Raw genomic sequence first — 22004 nt, forward strand, 5'->3', positions numbered from 1 at the left:
AAAATTTTCCGGAAAAGCCGTTCTGAAACTCCTTCAATCTCGCATTTGTTCCGCCCAAAAGGCCCCCTCTCCGAGGGGGCTGGCAATGCCGTAGGCATTGACTGGGGGAGTTACCACGCAAAGCCCCACTTGGAGAAATAGCGCAGCAGGCTGCGCAGTTGCCACAAAAAGGGCTTCAGGCTGCGGTGCGCGGCGCGGTGCCATGCATGGATGGCCGTATACTGGGGCACCAGATACGCTTTGCCCCGGGTGCGCATCTTCTGGGTGAGGTCGGCATCCTCCACGTACATGAAGTAGTCCTCGTCAAAGCCGCCCACAGCCTTGAACACCGCAGTGTCCACGGCCGAGAAGCTGCCGGTGCAGAACTCGATCTCGGTGGGTTTTGTCAGGTCTTTGTCCGCCATGAGATAGCGCTCGTTGTACTTTGCCCAGAATTTCAGGCAGGGCAGCTGGCGGTACACCATGGCCCGCACACTGCACCGGCGCAGCGGCAGACGCTGGGGCCGCCCGTCCGGGAAGGTGAGTGCGGGCCGCGCCATCACCACGCCGGGGTGCTGTTCCATCCAGTCCGCAAGGTCACTCAGCGTATCCGCAGTGAGCTGGATATCCGGGTTCAGGATAAAGTGCACCCGGCTTTGCAGCAGGCTGAGCACCGTGTTGTGGCCGGTGCCAAAGCCGCCGTTCTCTGTGCGGCAGAGCACCTCCACCTTCTGGTCCTCGCGGATGTGCAGGGTGCCGTCCTTCGCGGCCTTTGCAAGGCATTGGCCGCTGCCGTCCGGGCTGGCGTTATCCACCAGATACAGCGTCAGCGGGTGGCGGCGGGTGCAGTCCAGCACGGTCTGTGCCGCCCTGAGCGCTTCATCCGCGCCGTTATAAACTACAATACAAGCAGAAAGTTCCATGTCGTTCACTCCAGCGGTTTGATGTCAAAGCTGAAGTCCTCTTTCATCAGGTCAAAGTTCGGGTTCATGCAGGGGTCGCCTGCGGCCAGCTGCTTTGCCCACCGCTTCTGGAAGCGCTCCACCTCCGAGATGAAGCGCTTGCGCTTGACCGGGTTCTCGTCCAGACCACGGCTCTTGCTCTCGTAGTGGTACAGCTGTGCAAAGGGGGTGAACACGTTGGTATAGCCCGCTTCGCGCACGCGCACGCAGAAGTCCACGTCGTTGAAGGCCACAGCAAAGCTCTCGTCCAGACCGTTCACCTGCTCGTAGACGCTCCTGCGCACCATCAGGCAGGCGGCAGTGACCGCATACACATCCTGTGCATAGACCAGACGGCCCATATAACCGGGGTGGCCCACCGGGAAGTTCTTGTGCATGTGGGCCGCAAGGGTCAAAAAGCCGAAGCCGATGCCCGCGTGCTGGATGGTGTTGTCCGGATAAAGCAGCTTTGCGCCCACGCAGCCCACACGGTCCTGCTGGGCGTACATGAGCATTTCTTCGATCCAGCGCGGAGAAATGACCTCGGTATCGTTGTTGAGCAGCAGCAGGTATTCGCCGGTGGCTTCCTTTGCGCCAAAGTTGTTCAGGGCGCTGTAGTTGAAGCCGGTGCCCTGCCATGTGATCACCTTCAGGTTCTTGTGCTCCTTCTGCAGCTTTTCATAGCAGCGGAAGGTGGCAGGCTCCCTGCTGTTGTTCTCGATGACGATGATCTCAAGATCCTCATAGGTGCTCCTGCGATAGATGGACTCCACGCAGGTGCGCAGGTCGGAAGAATGGTCGCAGCTGGGGATCAGGATGCTGACCCGGCCCGGCTTTGTGATGGTATAGTCCGTCTTATAGAAGCCCGGCGTACCCGGGATCATGGAAACTTCATCCACCGGCACACCCACACGCTCGTAGTGGGCATACAGGGCCTTGACCGCAGCTTCCAGACAGTAGGTCTTGGCCGAAATGTTGCTTGCCACGCTGGTGGGGCTGGAGCGCCAGTAGTACAGCAGATGCGGGATATGCACGATCTTGTGCGCCTTTTCGGTCAGGCGCAGGTAGAGGTCATAGTCTTGACTGCCGTTGTAGGCTGCACGCTCATCGCCGCCCACAGCGGCCAGCAGCTTTGCGCTGAACACGCTCAGGTGGCAGATATAGTTGTTGGAGCGCAGATTATCCAGCATATAATCCGGCTTGAAATGGTAAACGGTCAGATGGTCGATGTCGCCCTCAAAGGTCACTTCATCCGTATACACAAAGTCTGCGCCCTGTTCGGCAATGGCCTGTGCCACGTACCACAGAGCACAGGGGTGCAGGATATCATCGTGGTCCAGCAGGGCGATGAACTCGCCCGTTGCCAGTGCAAAGCCCTGATTGGTGTTGCCCGCAATGCCCTCGTTCTTTTCCAGCTTCTGATAGCGGATGCGGGGGTCTTCCGCAGCACGGGCTGCTACGGTCTGGCCCACCGTCTCGTCCTGTCCGGCATCCACAAGGCACAGCTCCCAGTTCTGATAGGTCTGGTTCTGCACCGAGTCCAGCAGCTCCACCAGAAACTGCTGCGGCGTATTGTACAGCGGCACCACGATGCTGATGCGCGGCGCGGCGGGCTGGTCGGCCACCTGCCTTACCAGCAGCTCTGCGCTGGCAAAGCGGTCGGCGCGCATGGTCCTGCCCGGGAACAGCTTCGCATATTCCTTTTTGGCCTTTGCCTGCGCACGCACGCCGGAAATGCCCACCCGGCGCAGCTGGCCCAGAAAGACGAACGGCGGGAAGGTGTGTGCCAGCTGACGGCCCTTGCTGACAAAGTAGCGCAGCGGCCAGCTCATCTTCCAGAAAGTAGAGCTGGTCACATTGTTCAGTGTCTTTTCCAGATCCTGCTCATGGCTGCGGCTCAGCGAAAGATCGCTGCGCAGGCGTTCCAGCTGAGCCGTCTGCTCTTCGCCGGTGCGCTCGGCCTGCTGCATCCGCTCTCGCAGATCGTCCAGCGTCATCTCGTAGCCTGCCAGCAGCTGCTGTGCATCCTGCACAGCGGCGCTGCGGCAGAACAGCGCGGTCTGCTGGGCTTTGCCGCGGTTCTTCCACTCAAAATCCCGGTACAGGCCCTGTGCGGCCAACTGCTTTGCACAGTCAGCCATGGCCGATGCATCGGTGCATACCAGCAGCACCTGTGCACACTGCAGTGCGGGCAGATCCACCCATTCCGGGTCCTCCACCACCAGCAGGGCAGCGGTGCCCTGCTCTGCATTCTCCGGCAGCAGCTGTGCGCCGGCCTTTTCCAGTGCTTCGGCCAGTGCGCCGCTGCCGCCCAGCACCTGAATGCTGGCAGGGGTCAGCTCCCGCACGATGCGCTGCGCCAGTGCACGGCAGCGCTCGGCCTGTCGTTTGGTTTCTTTTTCCTGATCCATTCCGATCTCCGCTCCTATGGAACTTTTTTATCTTAAAAAATGATCTCTCAAAAAATCACACGATTTATAGTATACCAAATCCGGCATGATTTGAGAAGGTTTTGCGCGCATTTCTTTGCAGTTTTCCACTGCTTACCAGTGGAACAGGCTGTGCAGCCAGCCAAAGAACCCACCGCCGGAGCTGCTGGAAGTGGAAATGCTCACACCCGTGTAGTAGTGGCTCAGGATCTCCCGGTAGCCCATGCCCTGCTCCTGTGCGTAACCCACAGCACCGCACTGGCTCATGCCCACGCCATGGCCAAAGCCGTAATAGGTCATGCAGGGAGTGCCGCTTTCGTCCGCGCCAAAGTCGAAGCAGTAGCGGGAGGAAACGAACTGGCCGATATAGCGGTAGCTGCGGCCATTGGAAACAAAGGTGTTGTACTGCACAAAGCCGCCCAGATCCTTGTGGGTGGTGTCGGCGCTGACGTAGGGCTCGCCGGTGCGGCTGTCGTTATACTCTTTATAGGTATAGTCTTTTCCGATGACCCGGCGCAGCTTGTTGTGGTACTGCTCCTCGTAGGGGCTCTCCACGCTCTGCAGATACGGCACATCGGTGCCCCATGCGTCCCGGCTGGAGCAGGTGCCGTACACGCCGGTCTGGGTGTTATAGCCCGCACTGGCCGACCACACGGCGTCGCAGACGCTGCCGTTGTAGGTAAGGACCTCATTTTTCACCGGTTCCACCGCCCTGCGGATGGCTTCCCGTGCCGAGGATGGGATCTGATCCACCGGAGTGTAGATGAGCGCATTGGCAGAGGAGCCGTACTGCTTGTGGTATTCCAGATAGGAATGGATGGCCACCGCCTGTGCCTTCCACGCCTGCTGGGCGGCGCTGGCGCTGACATAGCTGCCAATGGAGCCAAGCTCCGTGTAGGTAATGCCCACAAGGCAGTCCACAAGGTTCAGCGTGACATTGCGCTGCAAGCCTTTTCCCTTGATGTTGAGGTAAGGCATGGTGATGGTATCACTGGTGCCAAAGAGCCATGCAAGGCAGTTTTCCTCCTCGGCAGGGATCAGGGTCGTGTCCGCGCCGCCCATAGTGGTGGTTGCCGAAGCCGCCGGGGCCAGCACGCAAACGCACAGCGCTGCTGCCAGCACAAACGCCGCCGCGCGGCGCACAAACCGATGCAGATGTTTCAAAAGTGATCTCCTCCTGTTTTTTGCAGATTTCTGACTGTGTTTTTTACAGTGTAACACAGCCTGCGCCTGCGGGCAAGGACTGGACTTTCGTTTTCACATCTGGACAAAGAAGAAACCGGAGGGCCTTTCCCGTTCGGGCTGCTCTCCGGTCTGATTTATAAGGTCTCCGGCCGACGACGCATGGCATCGTCGATCTCGTTCTCGATCTCCCGCAGGCAGTCCAGCAGCACCGGATTGAACGCCCCGGCCTCGCCGGTGCAAAGCATCTGCACTGCAGCCGCGCAGGGTACCGGCGGCTGGCTTCCGCTGCCAGTGGTCAGCGTTTCGTAGGCATCCGCAAGGCCGACCACCTGTGCCGCAATGGGGATCTGTTCGCCAACCAGCTGGTCCGGGTAGCCGCTGCCGTCGTACCGCTCGTGGTGCCAGCGGCAGATCTGATAGGCTACCCGCACAAAATCTTCGTCGCGGTAGGCATCCAGCTCTTCCAGCATCCGTGCACCCAGCAGGGTATGCTGGCGCATGGTTTCTTCATCCTCCGGCGTGCGCGGCTCCGGGCTGTTCAGGACCTGCTCCCCGATCTCCATTTTGCCAATGTCGTGCAGCACCGAGGCCATGCTGATGGTACGGCGCATCTCCTGCGTCAGGGGGTAAGTCTCGGTCTTTTGCACCAGATGGTCCAGCAGCATTCCGGTCAGGGTGCTGATGTGCTGCACATGGGTGCGGCTCTCGCCGTTGCGGCGCTCCACCACCCGGCTCAGAATGCCGATCATCATTTGGCTGCGCTTTTCCTTTTGCGACACCTGATCCGCCACCATGGCGCTCAGGCGGCGCTGCTTTGCATACATGCGGATGGTGTTGGTAATGCGCTGATACACCACCCTTGCATCAAAGGGGCGGCTGATATAATCGGACGCACCCAAATCAAAGGCGCGGCGCACCGTGTCCACATTGTCCTCGCTGGAGATCATGATGACCGGGATCTCTTCCAGCATTCCGCGCTGGCTCATGGCTTCCAGCACGGTAAAGCCGTCAATGCCGGTCATGTGGATATCCAGCAGCACAACGGAGATGCCGGTGGGGTTCTGTTCCAGCAGGCGCAGGCAGTCCTCGCCGGAAGCCGCTTCGGCAGTGTCGAACTGGCTGTTCAGCATCTGGCTGAGCAGCATCCGGTTCATGGCCGAGTCGTCCACGATGAGCACACTCTGGCGGCTGTGGGTGGGCTGCAGGGCGTGCGGCTCCGGCTGACGCTCGGTGATCACGGTGTTTTTCTGGATGCGTGCATAGTGCATCAGCCGTTCCGCGTGCTGCACCGCATCGTCCACATTTTCGTCGTCGATCCACACGCCGCCAATGCTGGCCGACATGCGGATGCGGGAGTAGCCCGGCACGCTGGTCGCCTGCAGCTGCAGACGGATCTGTTCCAGACGCGGGCTGAGCTGTTCCTGCCGGATGTCCGGCAGCAGCAAAAGCAGCCTGCCGCCGTCGTAGCGGATCAGGCGGTCTTTTTCCGAAAGGCCGCGCCGGATGGTGCTTACCGCCGTTTCCAGCACGCTGTTGCCTGCACCGGAGCCGTAAACATCGTTGGAGAACTTCAGATCGTCCATATCCAGCATCGCCACACCGGCGGTAATGCTGCGGTAGCGGTAGTTCTCATCATAATAGGTGCGGTTGTAGGCACCGGTCAGCGGGTCGCGGTAGCGCTTTTCCCGCTCGTCGGTAATACTGTTGAGCAGCCGCTCACCGTTTTCCGGGTCCAACAGAACGCTGCGGTCGATCTTGCGGGTCAGCTCCAGCACACAGAGTTGGCCATCCACCTGCACACAGCTGGCCGTGATCTCGTATAGCTCCTGCCCAAAGTATTCCAGCCTTGTTTTCCGGGTGTTCTTTTCCAGCGCCTGCCTTGCCACGCAGTTTTCACACGGACGGCTGCGCCGCCACTGGGCATAGCAGGGCGCGCTGCCCTTTTTGCCGCCCTGCACCTCGTCCGCCTTCATCAGGCGCACCGTCATGAACACCTTGCGGAGCTGGCGCATTTCCTCTTCCATCTCCTGGCGTGTTCTGTTTTTTCTGCTCATCATCGCATATCTCCCGCTGCAAAGCCGCGCGTTTTGGGCCGCACGGCATTCCTTCACGAATAACATTATACTATTTTTTACCAGAATACGTCAATCTTCAACCCTTGCAGCCTGCGGTACGGAATGTGTCGTTTTGATCCTGTAAAATCAACGTAAGCTCTTTATTTTTCTCAAATTTCCTCATCAGACACCGTACTGTGCCGCACAAAGCGACGCAAATTGGGGAGTGCAGTTTTCCGGCCGTCTACTGCCCGCTCTGCCCGGAAACAGTCCACATGTTTCCGCCGGAAACTCAGTCTTGATTTTGTGCGCAGAATCCGCTATAATAGTAGCGTTCTTTTGAATTGCATATCAGCCGGTGTGTCGGAATGGCAGACGAGGGGGACTCAAAATCCGCTTCGTGATTTTCTGTGTCTGTGCGAGAAATTCACGAGTGTCCGTTGAATTTTGAAGGTTTGTCGAAGCAGGATTTCTTACATCCCTCCTGAACATCCCTCCAATCCTCAGAAACCGGTACTAATGTCCCAAAATTGAATATAAGCCGATGTGGCGGAATGGCAGACGCAAACGACTCAAAATCGTTCGGGAAACCATGTGGGTTCGAGTCCCACCATCGGCACTTCATCATAAAACGGCTTAGGATCGAAAGATTTTAGGCTGTTTTTCTTTTTTGCCCATTTTTTATACTTTGGCGTTTTCTGGGAAGATATTGACGATTGCATTCGCCGAAGATACCTTACTGGAGAAATCCAGATGTGTATAAATGTTGCTTGTCGTGCTGATGTCGCTGTGCCCCAGCCACTCCTGAATCTCCTTCAGGCTCACGCCATTGGCATAGAGCAGACTGGCGCAGCTATGGCGCAGATCGTGAAAGCGGATACGCTTCATCTGGTGTGCGACCAGAAAATCCGGGAAATGTTGGCTCAGGAAATCGGGCCGAATCCGTTTTCCCATCGGGTCTACATAGATATAGTCAAGATAATCGGTGCAATAGCTTTTGCCGCAGACCTTCCGATTCTGCTCCTGCTCCTTTTTCATTTTATTGAGCATCTGCTCACAGGCAGGGATTAGGGGAAGTGTCCGGCAGCTCGACTTTGTTTTTGTCTTATCTCGTGCGATTTCTGTTAGCGTTCCGTTGACCTTTGCGGTCACAACCGTATGCTGAATGCTGATTTTCTTGTTTTCAAAGTCAATGGCATCCCATTTCAAGCCAACAACTTCACTGCGCCGCAGGCCGTAGAATGCAGCCATGATAACGCCAAACTCCGAAGGGTCACCTTGAATCGCTTTGAAAAGCTGCTCCAGTTCTTCACCGCTGTAAATCTCCGACTTGAACTTTTCCTTACGAGGACGTTCAACGCGATCTGCCGGGTTGGAACGGATCATGCCGATTTGAAAAGCGTACTGCAAGCATTTGCGGATGTTGGCGTGATAGTGAATGACGGTGTTTGCCGTAAGGCCACGATCCAACTCATGCTGGTAGAAGTCTTGGATGTATTTGGGATGCTGTTCCATATCCTGCAATGTATAGTGGAGCGGTTCAAAATATGGGACGATCTTGTGAACGATTGCTCTTTCATAGCTGGTATAGGTTGTGATTTCTACTCGTGACTTCATCATTTTCAACCAGTCCGTGATGAAGTCGGTGAAAAGTACCGGGGAGTTATCAAGGCAGGGGTCAACTTCTTTGATGGGGCTGACCTTCAGCCAATTATTGTCAACGGCATATTGTAGGGCATCGGTCAACTCCTTGTGCCAATCCAGAAGCTGCTGTACACTGGCCTCCTCCTGCTGACGCTCATAGCGGAAGAACGTTTCCAGATCGCGCGGAGAGAGTGCTTTCAAAGACAGCCGCTTCTTTTCAAAGTATGGGACAACTACTCTTCCCAGATCATAAGCATATCTGCCATAGGTTTCGGGCGGAAGGTTCATCACGCTTTCCCGAAGCCAGCGGTTCAGATATTCCGATACCGGCAGGTCGGAAACCTGCTGCATCGTTTCAGGGTTAAACTCTTTTTGTGTTTTACGCAACAGAGATTCAGCTCTTTTTTTGTTTCCTTTAACAGGAAGTCCTGTGCTGATGGATTTGGTTCTGCGCTTTCCATCTGTGTCTTTCCAGCTCAGAATCATCTGATACATACCGTTTTGTTCTCTTAAATGTCCGGCCACATTTGTCATAGTTATGCTCCTTTCTGTTCGCAGCCAAACGTCCTTTGCTTAGGCATCATAAGTTTAGAAGATTCTGGAGTGTTTTGCAAGGATGGCACAAGGGAGTTTGAAAGGTGCATCCCTCCAAGTTGCCGATCCTGATCGAGCAGGTACTCTACCACGCAGAGTTTTGGTATCTTATAGCTGCGTCCTACACGCGCCGAGTGGATCTTATTCTGCTTGACCAACAGATACGCATTCTTCCGGCAGATGCCAAGCATTTCCTGAAGATGCTCCACCGTCACCACATCCGGGTAGTCCTTGAACATCGTCAGATACCTCTCCGTCTTTCGGTCAGGCTCTTCCTGAATCAAAGTGCAGGCTGCGATCTCGCTCATTCCTGTCCTCTCTTTCTAGTTCAATATGTCGATTATTCAGCAAAAAATACTATATGTAAAGTGTGATGGTCTTTTTCGGGGACCATCTCACTTGCCAAAGGAGATATTTGAGCTTAGAACTTCATCGGCAGTGCGTCTTTCCTGCACTTGCCGTTGTAGGTGGTGTAGATGGGGTAAACGTACCGCCGCCAGCCCGGAAGCTTGGCGGGGTTATCCCGGCTGACACGGTAGAGCTCCATGGGATGGACGCCGCTCAGCGCACGGACAAGCCGCTCCTCGCTGTACTGCCCATGATACAGCTGCACAAAGTACATCACGCCCCGCAGGACAGCCGCCCGGAAGGAATCCGGTTTGCCCTCCCACGCTTCCACGATGTGCCGCAGAGCTTCGCAGTAGATCTCTTCGCCCAGCTGGTCGTACAGCTTCAGCGCCGTGCCCACGCAGCCGATGCGGTAGTCGCTCAGCTGCATACTGTCGTAGTTGAGGGAAAGCCCCGCCCGGTTAGTGGCTGCGACAAACGCCTTGGAGGGCGCATCGCCGCCCACCACCTTGGCGCGCAGCTTGATGCCCGCCGACAGGGGTGCAGAGTGACCGTTCTGCTCCGCAAAGAGCAGGGCTTCCTGCTCCATCGTCAGACCGGTGTAGACCTTGCAGAGGATCGGGCGGTCCTCGCCGCCGTTGAGGAGGATGCAGCCCTCGATGGTGTGCTGACCGTCCATTACATAGTACCTGCCGTTGCGGAAGCTGACCTTCGGCTCGTTAACGATGTACTCGTTGAAATCCCTTGCAATCAGCTCCACCCGCTTGCGCTCCACGCCCCGCTGGTAGATCTCGCGGGGGTAGATCAGCTTGCTGCTGTGGATGACCGAAAGCTGGTACGGCGGGTTGATGCCAATGAAAGTATTATTGTCGTTCAGGCGCATCTCATTTCCTCCTTGATCCTCCAAATGTACTTCTCAGCTTCTTCTAAGATCTCAGTCACCTGCTGCTTACGCTTCGGGCTGGTGAGCAGGCTGGGATTGAAGGTGAAGCTGTATTCCAACCGCTGGATCATGGCATGAACCGCGGATTGCAACTCGGTGTACAGCATCATTTCCTCGATGCTTCCGGCGTTCTCAAAGGACGACCGGATGGGCGTATAGGGGTAGACAGGCGGTTTGCCATCCACCACCTCAGGCGGCGCATAAACCGCCGTAGAGCGCCGGATAGGCTCTATCTGCTGGATGCTGCCCATAGGGTTCAGCGCAAGGCTGATGCGAACTGCATCATCGACCCGGCGCATCTCCTCCGGGGTCAGATGCCCCAGATACTTCAGTGCCCGGCTTTTGTCGATGGTGAAGATCTGCTCTGCCTGCACAACAGACGGCATATTCAACCCTGCGTTTTCCAACAGGCAGTGGGTCGGCTGATTTACTTTCTTTTCCGCCTTGCTTGTCATGGTCGCAACGATCAGGGTTGGAGAGTGGTAATTGCCCACGTCATTCTGAAGAATGACCGCCGGGCGGTCACCGTGCTGTTCCGAGCCGGTGCTCGCCCCGAAATGGGTGAAGAAGATGTCTCCGCGTTGGAATTTCCAGTTTTGCTGCAAAATTGTACCTCCATGTTGTTATGTGCAAAGCCCGCTGCCGGATGTTCCACAGCGGGCTTCGTTCAAGGTATGGTGGTATGGTTGGGGTCAGCGGTGCATGACCACATAATCATAGCCGCGCCTCATCTGGCAGACGGTGCAGGTGTCCATGCTTCGGTCAGCGCTGGGTACAAGCGCGATCTTGAAAGCCTTTGCATCCACAAAGTGCCGCAGACAGGTGCCGCAGAGGGTGCGGATGGACTTGACCATCTCAGGGGTCAGCTCCATCTCCTCGTAGATTTCCTGCTCGCGCACCGTGGGGTTCAACTCGTCCATAAAAGTGTCCTCCTATGTATCAAAAGTGAATATTCGGATAAAGAATAAATAAGAGTACGTAAAAAAACGGGAACTGCCGGATGCGTGGAACGTACCCGACAGTTCCCGGATCAATATGATTAAAGGTCTCGCATATTCGCCCTCGGCTCCCTGCGAGTGGGGCATGAACATCTGGCAGCGGACTTGTACCGCTTCATTGGCATTTCAGCCACCCCGTCTGCTTTGTGACCGGGCCGCGAATTACGGAAGTATCATTATCGGAGTACCAGATGACGGAACTATTCAGTTTTCAAGGTCCCTGAGGTCGGACGTTTCGCCCTGCGGCAGGTGCCGCTTGGGAAATCGTCCTCTCACTTGGTAGCCGACGAGAAAGGTCAATTCGTAGCATTGAAATTGAAGTTTTTCAAAAATTTAGTAATTCTCTTGATTTTGATACTAATAGTGGGCCGAGATACGCCGTAGACTTTAGAAATTTCAGTGATGTCGTATCCCTCGTAAGCGTACATGGTGATGATTTCCAAATCTTCGGTTTTCAAAGTTTCGAGTGCAGTAAGCAACTGCTCGTTCTCAATCTCACCAATCCATGCAAAACGGCTTTTAGTTTCGTGGTAAGTATCTGTCACGGTAATCGCATCCTGATAGCGTAGCATCAAAGGCGACGCTTCTTCCTCAGAGCTTTCATACGCAGGAGCGGTGAATTCCTGCGTCCGCTCGATAAAGGTACGCTCCGAATTGAATTGCTGACGGTCATAATCGTACATCTTCTGGATGGCCTCTTTCGTCATTCCCGCAGCTGCGTACTCGATGCGCAACTTTTCCCAGTGTGCTTCAAACTTCTTCAACTCATAGCCTTTATTAAAAGACATCGTAAACCTCCAAATTTTCGATAAGTCGTAAAAAGTCGAAAATTTGGAAGGCTACGGATATTTCGCCGCTTGGGGCATCCATGAAAAACGGACAAACATAAAGCCTGCTCCTTTTTACGGGAGCAGGCTACCTGAAGGCTAAAAAAATAGCCGGACAACCAACTAACAGAGCGGTTCTAAAGCAGAATCACTCTATCAGCTGTTGCCCGGCTATTTGGTGCGCGTTTCATACATTGCCTTGCGGCAATGGCCCGTTGCTCGGTGACGAACAGTCCATATTCAGGGTGCAATGCACCCGATTTTTGAAATTGTGGTTTGTCTAAAAAAGTCAGCGTCTGCGGTAGGCTAAGTCAACTGTTGCTATGTTACCGCACTTGAGGCACTTTATGCTGATAGAGCCTGAACAGCTCTCGTTTTTTTGGTAGAGCTTGTGTCCGCAAACCGGACAAAACCTCCAGCCAATGCTGAATTGTGCCTGCTGTATATTGTTCAGCGGTTTACTCTTAAAAGAGCGATTATTTGACCAAGTCATATTATTCTCCAAATCGAATGACGTCCAATGGATGGCAGTGGATGGGTTTTCCGTTGATGACCTGCATCTGCTGTAATCTGATCCTGATCGCAGACCACGATACCCCGATCCGTGCAGCCATCTCCAGAATTCTTTCATAGTTCGGGTCCGATGCGGATTTGTACAGGATTCCATTTGGCAGGCACAGCGCTGCACGTTCTATTTCGGCGTTGACCAGAAATGTTGGCATCAGCAGCTCCGCTGCAAGGGTATTCGCCTGCCATTCTTCCCATGAGGGCTGTCCGTTTCGTTCCCGATAGGCAATGTGCCCACGGCACTTGACTGCTTTTCCGTAGTCGTTCGGAAACAGGTCAGCCAGTATATGGTGCGCCGCTTCATGCGCTATCGTGAAATTCCGGCATCCGGTGCAGCTGTCTGACGCAAGGGCGGAATCGATTACAACGTCCTTCGGCATGAACACCTCCACAAGCTTTGTCCCATCCCCCAAGGTTACGGTAAAACCGCATTTCTGGAAAACAGTCAGTCCTAGAATACTTCCATCGCTGCATAGCGGCAGCATTTTCACATTCAGCCCAAGAACAGAACTTGCGAGCCGTTCAGGGTCAATGGGTTCTGGGTCATCTTTACTGATCCCGAAACGGGTATAGTACTGGTCGATATACTTACCCGCTATGTGCGAAAGATCTGCGCGGGATAAGTATCTTGCCATTACGAAGCACAGCTTTCCGGCACGGAGCAGTAGGCTTCCACGAACCACTTGCCCCGTTCAAGCCAAAGATTCCGCTTCTGACCGCAGATCAGGCAGGTGAAGCAGTGACCTTTTCCGCCTAGGCGTGATGTCCCATGTTTGACTGCCAAGACACGATCAATTCCATAAGTGTGAGCCTTGTCATAGTTTATGGCAAGAGGGCGGATCTTACCGTCAGGAGTAAAACGAACGTCCACTTCGACGTATCTTTTCTCACGGCGAAGGTTGTAATCACCACACATCAGAATTCCTCCTTTTTGCGGATTTATCAAAACACGGCGTGCATTACTTGCGAATCATACTGCGTGCCACGAGCTGTTTTTCGTTCAACAGCGGAACGGACACTGTATGTTTTTTCCACTCATCCATAGAGCAGGTCACTGCTTTGCACAGACGGCATTTTGTCCAGCCACCGGTTTCATCAAGATCCACATCATAATTCATGGTTCCGCACATTGGACATCTTACATTTTCTTTTCTCATAGTATCACCTCGCAAAAAAACGCCAAACAAACACAATCCCATACGAAAATAACACCAAAAGGCTGTTATTTGTGGATTTGGTTTGATTATACACCCACTTTATGGAGATGTCAATTACGCATTTGTCTCCATTTTAGAGATTTCCTGTTGATTTCTTATATTTTCTATACTATAATAGAGCTACCGGATCACAAAGGAGTGTTCTTGTTATGAAAAAGAAAACCACGCTCACCAAAATGCACATAGCCCCATCCACAGTGCGCTATGATGCAGTCGCTGCGAGGGATAGCAATGAGGTTGGTCAGATTCTCGCAGGCACACGAAAAAGGAATGGCTATTCACTTGTAACTTTCTCTGAACTTCTCCGTCACTATGGCGTCGATGTCAGTGATAAAGGAATCAGCAAATGGGAAAAAGGCTATACCACTCCTAGCATCTACCAACTAGTTGCAATCTGCTACGCATTGAACATCAAGGAGGGTCCTTCCTACTTTACAAAGAACTTCCAGAAACCCGCCCTTCTAAATGACATCGGGCAAAAAAAAGTCGCTGAGTACGAAATGGACTTGATTGCATCCCGGCGCTACCAGCCAGACGCAGAAGAGCCCGCGGAAATCGACTACATAATGATGCCTGTATCAGAGTTGCCAGTATCGGCAGGTCTAGGAGCTTTTCTTGAGGGTGAAATGTTCCAGCAGATACAAGTGCCTGCCAGTAGCGTTCCGGCTGGTGCCGAGTTCGGGATATATGTTAGCGGTGATAGTATGGAGCCACGCTATCATAACGGACAGATTGTATGGGTGAAGCGCTGCGAAGAACTTGAGTGCGGGGATATCGGGATATTCGTATATGATGACTGTGGATATCTGAAAAAATACGATGAACATACCCCAGACAAATCCCAAGCAGAGTTCCTTACCGACAGCTATGGCGTGGTGCATAACCAACCGGTTTTGGTTTCTCTTAACACCAAATATTCGCCGATCCTTATATCTCCAGAGCAAAGATTCGAGGTTGTTGGAAAAGTTTTGAACTAAAAAGATGGGAGGAGTTTTTGTGGATACGATCAAGCGTGTTCAGGATTTGATGCAAGTGCGTGATATGAATCTATGTGTATTGGCAAAGAAATGCGGAATATCGTACTCCACGATTCAAACCACCGCCCGTCGGGGAGGGCAGTTAAGCGTAGAGACGATTGAAAGAATTTGTCAGGGTTTAGGAATTACATTAAAAGACTTCTTCGATTCCTCCTACCTGTAAATATAGGGGCAGCAAAAAAGCCGTTCGCCACGCTGGAAAATCTGCGTGGTGAACGGCTTTAATACTGCTTCTATTTATCCTTTGGTAATCTCCAGATAAACACTAATCTCCATGATTGTTACCATTGAAGGAATACATTTGCGACGATCTTCGGGCATACCGAATAAGATTTGCATTGGCAGTTGAAGACGGCTCATGTTACCTATTGCAATTCTGACTATTTGGAAATATACTTGTAAGTATCAAATTATTTCACTTTATGGGAGGAAATTATTATGGCAAGACCCAAGGGAAGCAAGAATAAGGCTCGTACTGTAAAGGCCAGCGTTGATTATGTAGCAGTCATTGCAGAAAAGGCCGCAAAAAAAGAGAAAATCGAATCTGAGGTTGCTACGTTGACTGCAAATCTCGATGATCTGAAGACGCAGCTGAAAGCCAAGAAAGCAGAATTGAAAGCCGCCACCAAGGAACTTGCCAAAGCCGAAAACAAAAAAGCTGCCGCCGAAGCAAAAGCAGCAGAAGAAGCAAAGAAGGGCGAAGCAGAAGATGTGCTGAAGAAGCTGCTTGCCAGCGGTATGACGGCTGAAGAAATCCTTGCAAAGCTCCAGTAATGCAATATGATGAACTGGACAAGCTGCTGAAGTAAAGGAAGGGGCTGTTGCACAAGGATAAAACCGGTGTAACAGCCTCTTTTTCATTCATGCTGCAATTTTTTCAGCTTTTCAAACGTATCTAAATTAAAGTGGCATATCATCTTCCTATTTCACAAATCCTTGCCGTTTTCAGACAGGAGGTTGCTTTTATGAAAGTATCTGCCGACTATCGTATGCTCGCTCTCGATGCCCTGCGCGGAAAATGGAAAACTGCTGTTTTGACAGGTATTGCCGCCAGTGCGCTCGGTGCTACCATTGTGAGCAGTTCCAACAGTGCCGTATCCAATTCCAATCAGGCAAAGGACATCCATTTTGAACTGTTCTCCCAGCCCAACGGCGGTCGGCTGCTTGCTGTTCTGCTTGCCGGCATTGTTCTGTGGGCAGTCCTCCAACTGATCGTGGGCGGTGCAGTTCAACTGGGATATGCTCATTTTAATCTGAACCTTGTAGATGGAAATGATGCTGCCATCTCGGACTTGTTCTCTCAGAAAGACCGTCTGTGGGATGGCTTCTGCATGAAATTCCTGCAGGGTCTGTACATCGCCCTCTGGTCGCTGCTGTTGGTGATTCCGGGAATCGTGAAAACATACAGCTATGCGATGACACCTTACATCATGTCCGAGCATCCTTCGCTGACCGCAAATGAAGCGATCACAGAATCCCGGCGGATCATGAATGGCAACAAATGGCGGCTGTTCTGTCTGGATTTCAGCTTCATTGGCTGGGAGCTGCTCTGTTCGGTGCCACTGTATGCCGAGGGTTTTCTGGTTCTCAAATATTTCACCGGTTCAGAGGCTCTGGCGATTTCTCTTGTTCTTCTGCTGACAATTCCATTGAGCATTGGCTTCTTTTTTGTACACCCCTATGAGGAAGCTGCATGGGCTACTTTCTACCGCGATATTACCGCAGCACCTACCGAACCGGATGAAGCATATTGACTTTTATATTAAAATTATCGTTGTAGTTCCCTTCATCGGCTATGACTCTAAATGGCCGGATCAGAGTAAACATAGATTGAAAAAGCTGATCCAAAACGCAAACGATTCTATTGTTATTTCACACTCTGCGGATGTTTCCAGTTATAAAAAAAGAAATTATTATATGGTCGATCATGCAGAGTACCTTATCGGTGTGTTTGATAATCAGAAAAAGCTGCGCTCAGGTACAGCACAGACAGTCAACTATGCCTTGCATCAGGGAAAAGTAATCACTCTGATCCATCCAGACACTATGGAGATAACAGCCCCTGCGCCTTAACAAATTCACAAAAATTTTTCATTAGCATTTCCAACAAAATATTTTCATTGAAGGGGTGCTGTGATATAATAAGATATAAAACTACGCTCAGAACAAATGGTGCCGCTATGAACAAATATATTGGACAGCAATTTGCTGCTTTAAGATACGAAAAAAATATTTTGGTTGTTGAAGAAACTACATCTGCTGGTGGATGCGGCTCCTTCAACGCGGCTTCTTCATGTCCTGCGTCAGCCTGTCTTTATGACAGTGCGGCGTGGGGCTTTTTTATTGCCTGAAAGGAGTATGAGAACATGAGTCTGAAATATACCTGCCCCAGCTGTGGAACCCCATTGGGTTATGAGGGATTGTGTTGGAAATGTAAGTGCGAGCAAGAACGGCAAGCTGCTCTGGCCTGGATGCCGGAACAAATTGTCGAAAAACAAAGAAACTTGATACAGAACATCCAGAGGCTGGCTGATATGGAGGACCCAGAGTTCGCCGACTTTTGGCAGCTGCTTGGCTACCATGATGCCATCACCCCGGAGATTCAGCGAGTGGCACTGGCCGCAGAGGTGTTCTGGCCCTGTGAGATCTATTATCATGCTCCCGCCGATGTGCGGGATGGTCTGATCCATGCGCTGTTGTCCGCAGAATATTCCAGCGCGGCCTCCAACCTGATGAGTTGCCTTGCTATGCAAGGAGATGACAAGGCAATGGAGACTCTGCTGGAGCTGGAGCGAAATCCCCGGCCCTGGCGCAAGGGCCTCTATGTAGACCCATCCAGCTATGCGCAGATCGGAGGCTGGACCTTCGACAAGGAGGGCCAGAAAATCCAGCTCAACTTCGATACCTGCTATCCTATGGTCAAAGGAACCACCAGCGAGAAATCTCCCGTCCGCATTGGCCGGGCACGGGAGGACACATGCCCCCACTGTGGCGGACGCATGGTGGACATGCTGGTGCTGGATGGCCGGGATGAGCGGCTGAAATTTCTGGGGTTGGATGGTATTCTGACTGCCACCTGCTGCCCCAACTGTGTGGGATTCTTGAAAGGTCCAGCCTTTAACAGTTTTACCCTGGATGGCGGCGTGGAAGTCTTTCCCTCCGAGTTCTTTGAAGGGGCGGAGAAAACGGATTGCTATGTCAGTCCCGAGGACTACAAGGCCCTCACGGAAAATCCCTTTGTGCTGGGCGAAGCGCCCGTGCCCCTGTTTTACGGTGCGGCCTGCCAGGATGTGAACACGGTGGGTGGCTTTGCCAACTGGGTACAGGACGCGGAATATACGACCTGCCCCCACTGCGGGAAACTTATGAAATATCTGGCCCAGATTCAGTGGGATACGGTGTTTGACTGTGCGGAGGGCACGCTCTATGTGGAATTCTGCCCGGACTGCCATATCGTGTCCATGCAGCACCAGCAGACCTGAAAAAGTCGCACAGTATGAAAAGAGAAATACCAGCAGGTATTTGCGTAAGGAGGCGTCCACTATGTGCGAGCACTGCCGAAACATTCAAACATGGAGAAAATTTGACGCCCCAAAGGACTATCTGGCCTGTATTGCTTACATTCAGCAGTTGGTGTCGGAGGGGGAATTTGAACTGATGCAAGAGGAATCCACCTGCCCACTGGAGAAGGTAAAGACAGAGGATGGCTGGGCGGATGAAATCATGGCCCACATGATCCGGTGCAAGCACTGCGGCCAGATCTTCACCTGTGTGGTCAACACCTGGCGAGGCAGCGAACACTTCAGAAAAGGCAAGGGATAACACAGAAAAGGCGGTGAAATGATGAATCAGACAGAAGAAACAAAACTGCTGGAGCAGACTGAGGAGTGGAATGATGCGGACGAGTTCTCACGATGTATTGAGGCCATCGAGGCTATCCCGGAGCAGGAGCGAGATTATTTGCTAACCGTCAAGTTGAGTCGGGCTTACAGCAATCTGGCGGTCCTGGGAGATCATGGAGAGCACGGAACCGACAGTGAAGTGGACGGAAATCTCATCCAGCACGCCATCCGACTGCTGGAGTCCGTTCGCACCCAGGGAGAAAACGACCCTTACTGGAACTCCCGGATGGGCTATTCCTGCCTGATGGCATACAGCTCCGCAGCCATCGCCTATGAATACGCAAAACGCTGGCTGGCCCTGGCCCCGGATGACCCAGCCGCCCAAAAGCTGGTTCGGGACTGCGAGGAATATCTTGAGGAGGAAAAAGCCTTGGAAATAGATTTGAAAGAACGGGAGGAATTTATTCGGCGGGAAACTCCCGATGATGAAAAGGGGGTTATATGTAAATGAACAGCGAACAGATCACAGTATTTTTGCAAGAGCATTGGTATATTGCCTCGGTGCTCATCGGGGCCGTGATTTTAATTGGAGCGACCCGCAACTGGAACTGGCTCTGCGACCCCACTGGTACGCGGGATGCCCACCGCCACAGCAGAGGATACCGGCGGGTGGTGTTCTTTCTGTTGGGTGTTCTCCTGATTGTGGTGAGTATCTGGGGATTTGTGCTGAAATTGAAATAGGAGGAGAAAGACTATGATGACTGAGAAATATCCCACCTGGCTCATCGGCCATGTGAAAGAATGGGCGGAGAAGCGTTTGCCCACCGTGATACTTTGTTCCACCACCGGCAATGAACTGCTGGAGGTTTGGTATTACGGAGATCTGCTCACGGTGAAAGGAGAACCCCAATCCTATATCATAGATAGCGACGAGGCCCCCGGACTGGTGACAGCCCGTGACCCGGAGAGCGGCGAGGAGTTCGTCATCTTTGACGGTGGACGGCATGGCTACGACAATATGTTCTGCGATGAACATGATCCATCCGAGCTGGAGCACCGCCCCCTCAAGCGGTATGAGATCCCCGCCTCCAAGTTGGTGCTGGAGCTGGGGTACAGCATTGACTATGAGGACGAAAAAGAGAACTTTGAACCGGATGAGGCGGATACCGTGGAACTGATCAACGGTGAACGGATGCCGTGGGAGCAGGCCAAGCGGGACGGCATCGACTATATCGCCCTTTACTATGTGAACGAGAAAGGAAAACCAGTCCAGATCCTGGACGCAGAGCTGGCCTGAGTATACCGCAGCCAGATGACGGGATAAAGGAGGGCGACAGCGTGATCGGGACAGATGAAAACCGGGCGGTGCTCCATGTGGAGGTCATCTTCTGGAGCGGCAAACGAAAAATACCACCCAGCCTGGTCAGCGGAAAGTATTGTCCCCATTTTGTGGTCACAGGAACTACAGAATATTTGGGTGTATGCTTTCTGGACGGAACCGAGTGTACATTTGATACACCAGCTTTGGGAAATGCCCAACCCCTATATCCAGATACCATTGACTATGCCCCGCTGGAAAACAATGCGGAATTTTTGATCTATGAGGGAGCCAATGCCGTTGGCAAGGGCCGGGTGCTGGGCCGAACCGTTCCCTATAAAGTGAAACAACAACGAAAGCAGGTGCCTTATGTACCAAATTGCATATATTGGCCGCTGGGAGACCCTTCCGGAAACGGCTGCTGCCATCTGTGACCATGACACTCCCAAGTTGGAGGCGTTGCTACAAGGCGGTCTGGATTTAGATGTTCCCATCCAGCTCAGCGAATACATCAAGCTGATGCCATTGGAGATCGCGGTTTTTCGGAATGATGTGCCCATGATCCACTTCCTGCTGGAGCATGGAGCTGATCCCGGTCTGGCAGAGGAACAGCCCCTGCTGCTCACCGCCGCCCGCTGTTGTGGGCCGGAGGTGGTGGCGCTCTTTGCTGGACAGGCCGCAAAACTCAGCTCGAAGCAGAAAGAGCGGGCCTTCCAGGAAGTACGCTGGGGACAGCGAGCGGAGACTATCCAGGTGCTGGAGCAAGCTGGGATCACAGTGGACAAGTTTGGCGGCGAGGCATTCCGGGCCGCTGTGTCCGAGGGCAACACCAAACTTGCCCGGCTGCTTCTGGAAAAAGGGGCAGACATCAATTACCACAAGCCGGACATGGTGTTTCCGAACGCCCCCACCGCTGTCACCGAAGCGGCTCGGCATAAGAATCTCCCCATGGTGCGCTGGCTCATTGAGCAAGGAGCCGACATCACCATTGCTGACAAATACGGCGACCGGCCTTACACCGTGGCGGTGCAGAACAAGAATCAGGAGATGGCCGACTACCTGAAAGCCCTGGAGCCGGAGGAATGGCACAACAAGCAGGAAAAGATCCGGCAGCTTATGCCCTACAAGCTGCCTGCCAAGCTGGTGGAATACTTGAAGACCGGCCCCCTGCGGCTGGAGTTCCCGGATCAGGAATGGGTGAAGTGGGCGGAGCTCTACTCCTTCATGGATGTGCAGGAGATGACCTGGAAACGGAAGAAGCTGCTCTCCCTGATGGTGCAGATGGACAACTACAGCGACTATCTGCTGCTGTGGAGCCCCAGGGACAAAAAACTGTGGTATCTGGACATCGAGCATGAGGAATTCCACCCTCTGGCCAAATGGGATGACTTCATCGCAGATCCCGGACGATATCTGAACGGGATGATCGAGGGTGAGTTTGAGGAATAAGGAGCAAGACCATGACATCCATAGACTTTCTGAACAAGGTACATAAAAGCCTGGACTCCCAGGAATATAACCTCTCTTATTCTCCGGCCAAGTCCAAGAATTATATGCTGTACTGCAATGGTAACTTTATCGGTGGTCTGTTCGACGAGGAGTTGTGCTTCGTCTACGCCGACAGTGTGAGTGAACTGCTGGGGCAGCCGGAACCCGTCTACCACGGCTACTCCAGCACCGCCCAGCACAGGATGCTGGTGATCCCGGAGGAACATTGGGCGAAGGCGCTGAAACTTCTCTATGCCGAGAAATTTGATTGGAGCCGTTTGGTGTACGACATCACCTACACCAGCATCGGCGCGGCTGTGGTGGAGGACTTCTACGACGAGAATGTGGTATTCCTGCGCTTCTGCTTTGAAAAGGAACTGCTGAAAAAGGACCCTCTGGACCGGCAGGGCCGTATCCTGCGGATGGTCTATCTCAATCAGAATCTGACAAAAGCGGGCAAATATCTGTTCCCCAGACTGATGCAGAAGTTTCTTGTTTTTACAGATCGCAACGGAAAGACCAGTCTGGAAACCATGCTGAAACGGTGGTACACCCAGCTTGAAAAGGAATACCGCAATCATATAGAGGGATGA

The 22004-nt window shown here is 53.1% G+C and carries 27 protein-coding genes and 1 tRNA gene; 15 read left to right on the forward strand and 13 right to left on the reverse strand.

All coding sequences use genetic code 11. The features are described from left to right. Positions 1 to 110: 110 nt before the first annotated feature. From MTP41_RS04290 to MTP41_RS04305, 4 genes are all read right to left on the reverse strand, one after another. Positions 111 to 902 (reverse strand): glycosyltransferase, encoded by a 792-nt coding sequence (locus tag MTP41_RS04290; RefSeq protein ID WP_249236281.1) that lies wholly within the window; start codon positions 900 to 902, stop codon positions 111 to 113. Between the two features lie 5 nt (positions 903 to 907). Next, the gene (locus tag MTP41_RS04295; RefSeq protein ID WP_249236282.1) at positions 908 to 3331 is read right to left on the reverse strand and encodes a glycosyltransferase family 2 protein; all 2424 of its coding nucleotides are present in this window, start codon (positions 3329 to 3331) and stop codon (positions 908 to 910) included. Positions 3332 to 3463: 132 nt separating this feature from the next. Beyond that, the gene (locus tag MTP41_RS04300; RefSeq protein ID WP_249236283.1) at positions 3464 to 4513 is read right to left on the reverse strand and encodes a SpoIID/LytB domain-containing protein; all 1050 of its coding nucleotides are present in this window, start codon (positions 4511 to 4513) and stop codon (positions 3464 to 3466) included. Between the two features lie 155 nt (positions 4514 to 4668). Continuing rightward, complete coding sequence (locus tag MTP41_RS04305; RefSeq protein ID WP_179859584.1) at positions 4669 to 6591, reverse strand: HD domain-containing phosphohydrolase; 1923 nt, start codon at positions 6589 to 6591, stop codon at positions 4669 to 4671. A 537-nt stretch (positions 6592 to 7128) separates the two neighbouring features. On the opposite strand from MTP41_RS04305, the gene MTP41_RS04310 reads away from it, so the two are divergent. Continuing rightward, positions 7129 to 7207: transfer RNA gene (locus MTP41_RS04310), tRNA-Leu, on the forward strand. A 62-nt stretch (positions 7208 to 7269) separates the two neighbouring features. On the opposite strand, the gene MTP41_RS04315 is transcribed toward MTP41_RS04310, so the two are convergent. The 9 genes from MTP41_RS04315 to MTP41_RS04355 all read right to left on the reverse strand — a co-directional run bounded on the left by MTP41_RS04315 (position 7270) and on the right by MTP41_RS04355 (position 13666). Next, positions 7270 to 8766: a tyrosine-type recombinase/integrase gene (locus tag MTP41_RS04315; protein WP_097775163.1), complete on the reverse strand. Its 1497-nt coding sequence runs from the start codon at positions 8764 to 8766 to the stop codon at positions 7270 to 7272. A gap of 2 nt (positions 8767 to 8768) precedes the next feature. Then, positions 8769 to 9134, reverse strand: coding sequence for a helix-turn-helix domain-containing protein (locus MTP41_RS04320; RefSeq protein ID WP_113993110.1), 366 nt, complete (start codon positions 9132 to 9134; stop codon positions 8769 to 8771). A 113-nt stretch (positions 9135 to 9247) separates the two neighbouring features. After that, entirely contained in the window at positions 9248 to 10057 is an 810-nt protein-coding gene (locus MTP41_RS04325; RefSeq protein WP_249236284.1) for a DUF6551 family protein, read from the reverse strand. Further along, a complete protein-coding gene (locus MTP41_RS04330; protein ID WP_097771475.1) occupies positions 10048 to 10722 on the reverse strand; it encodes a type II toxin-antitoxin system PemK/MazF family toxin in 675 nt (224 codons plus the stop codon). The genes MTP41_RS04325 and MTP41_RS04330 overlap by 10 nt, the downstream gene beginning before the upstream one ends. An 87-nt stretch (positions 10723 to 10809) precedes the next feature. Beyond that, positions 10810 to 11037: a hypothetical protein gene (locus MTP41_RS04335; RefSeq protein ID WP_005927345.1), complete on the reverse strand. Its 228-nt coding sequence runs from the start codon at positions 11035 to 11037 to the stop codon at positions 10810 to 10812. A gap of 374 nt (positions 11038 to 11411) precedes the next feature. After that, the gene (locus tag MTP41_RS04340; protein ID WP_015565818.1) at positions 11412 to 11903 is read right to left on the reverse strand and encodes a sigma-70 family RNA polymerase sigma factor; all 492 of its coding nucleotides are present in this window, start codon (positions 11901 to 11903) and stop codon (positions 11412 to 11414) included. 533 nt (positions 11904 to 12436) lie between these two features. Continuing rightward, positions 12437 to 13144 carry an ImmA/IrrE family metallo-endopeptidase gene (locus MTP41_RS04345; RefSeq protein ID WP_097784816.1) on the reverse strand — a complete coding sequence of 236 codons (708 nt, stop codon included), beginning with the start codon at positions 13142 to 13144 and terminating at the stop codon, positions 12437 to 12439. Next, on the reverse strand, positions 13144 to 13425 hold the full coding sequence (locus MTP41_RS04350; RefSeq protein WP_097775158.1) for a hypothetical protein: 282 nt from the start codon (positions 13423 to 13425) through the stop codon (positions 13144 to 13146). Before MTP41_RS04350 ends, MTP41_RS04345 begins: the two co-directional genes overlap by 1 nt. Positions 13426 to 13468: 43 nt before the next feature. After that, positions 13469 to 13666, reverse strand: coding sequence for a hypothetical protein (locus MTP41_RS04355; protein WP_097775157.1), 198 nt, complete (start codon positions 13664 to 13666; stop codon positions 13469 to 13471). Between the two features lie 209 nt (positions 13667 to 13875). Between MTP41_RS04355 and MTP41_RS04360 the strand changes: the two genes are divergently transcribed. From MTP41_RS04360 to MTP41_RS04425, 14 genes are all read left to right on the forward strand, one after another. Next, positions 13876 to 14703 carry an XRE family transcriptional regulator gene (locus tag MTP41_RS04360; RefSeq protein ID WP_097776430.1) on the forward strand — a complete coding sequence of 276 codons (828 nt, stop codon included), beginning with the start codon at positions 13876 to 13878 and terminating at the stop codon, positions 14701 to 14703. A 19-nt stretch (positions 14704 to 14722) separates the two neighbouring features. After that, positions 14723 to 14926 carry a helix-turn-helix domain-containing protein gene (locus MTP41_RS04365; protein WP_223383275.1) on the forward strand — a complete coding sequence of 68 codons (204 nt, stop codon included), beginning with the start codon at positions 14723 to 14725 and terminating at the stop codon, positions 14924 to 14926. A gap of 275 nt (positions 14927 to 15201) precedes the next feature. After that, on the forward strand, positions 15202 to 15537 hold the full coding sequence (locus MTP41_RS04370; protein WP_015565819.1) for a hypothetical protein: 336 nt from the start codon (positions 15202 to 15204) through the stop codon (positions 15535 to 15537). A gap of 191 nt (positions 15538 to 15728) precedes the next feature. Further along, positions 15729 to 16517, forward strand: a complete 789-nt coding sequence (locus MTP41_RS04375; protein ID WP_015565820.1) for a DUF975 family protein — start codon at positions 15729 to 15731, stop codon at positions 16515 to 16517. Then, positions 16504 to 16836 (forward strand): SLOG family protein, encoded by a 333-nt coding sequence (locus tag MTP41_RS04380; protein ID WP_015565821.1) that lies wholly within the window; start codon positions 16504 to 16506, stop codon positions 16834 to 16836. The genes MTP41_RS04375 and MTP41_RS04380 overlap by 14 nt, the downstream gene beginning before the upstream one ends. A gap of 107 nt (positions 16837 to 16943) precedes the next feature. Next, positions 16944 to 17114 (forward strand): hypothetical protein, encoded by a 171-nt coding sequence (locus tag MTP41_RS04385; protein WP_008723379.1) that lies wholly within the window; start codon positions 16944 to 16946, stop codon positions 17112 to 17114. A gap of 15 nt (positions 17115 to 17129) precedes the next feature. Next, the gene (locus MTP41_RS04390; RefSeq protein ID WP_249236285.1) at positions 17130 to 18245 is read left to right on the forward strand and encodes a hypothetical protein; all 1116 of its coding nucleotides are present in this window, start codon (positions 17130 to 17132) and stop codon (positions 18243 to 18245) included. Positions 18246 to 18306: 61 nt separating this feature from the next. Beyond that, positions 18307 to 18585, forward strand: a complete 279-nt coding sequence (locus MTP41_RS04395; protein ID WP_024739416.1) for a hypothetical protein — start codon at positions 18307 to 18309, stop codon at positions 18583 to 18585. Positions 18586 to 18603: 18 nt separating this feature from the next. Then, positions 18604 to 19116 (forward strand): hypothetical protein, encoded by a 513-nt coding sequence (locus MTP41_RS04400; protein WP_223383279.1) that lies wholly within the window; start codon positions 18604 to 18606, stop codon positions 19114 to 19116. Then, positions 19113 to 19346 (forward strand): immunity 17 family protein, encoded by a 234-nt coding sequence (locus MTP41_RS04405; RefSeq protein ID WP_015563522.1) that lies wholly within the window; start codon positions 19113 to 19115, stop codon positions 19344 to 19346. The genes MTP41_RS04400 and MTP41_RS04405 overlap by 4 nt, the downstream gene beginning before the upstream one ends. A 13-nt stretch (positions 19347 to 19359) precedes the next feature. Continuing rightward, the gene (locus MTP41_RS04410; RefSeq protein ID WP_006773020.1) at positions 19360 to 19902 is read left to right on the forward strand and encodes a hypothetical protein; all 543 of its coding nucleotides are present in this window, start codon (positions 19360 to 19362) and stop codon (positions 19900 to 19902) included. A 41-nt stretch (positions 19903 to 19943) separates the two neighbouring features. Beyond that, the gene (locus MTP41_RS04415; protein WP_227622993.1) at positions 19944 to 20357 is read left to right on the forward strand and encodes a hypothetical protein; all 414 of its coding nucleotides are present in this window, start codon (positions 19944 to 19946) and stop codon (positions 20355 to 20357) included. After that, positions 20293 to 21372 (forward strand): ankyrin repeat domain-containing protein, encoded by a 1080-nt coding sequence (locus tag MTP41_RS04420; protein WP_249236286.1) that lies wholly within the window; start codon positions 20293 to 20295, stop codon positions 21370 to 21372. Before MTP41_RS04415 ends, MTP41_RS04420 begins: the two co-directional genes overlap by 65 nt. An 11-nt stretch (positions 21373 to 21383) precedes the next feature. Then, a complete protein-coding gene (locus tag MTP41_RS04425; RefSeq protein ID WP_249236287.1) occupies positions 21384 to 22004 on the forward strand; it encodes a hypothetical protein in 621 nt (206 codons plus the stop codon).

It is taken from the genome of Faecalibacterium sp. I4-3-84 (assembly GCF_023347255.1).
GTDB lineage: Bacteria > Bacillota > Clostridia > Oscillospirales > Ruminococcaceae > Faecalibacterium > Faecalibacterium taiwanense.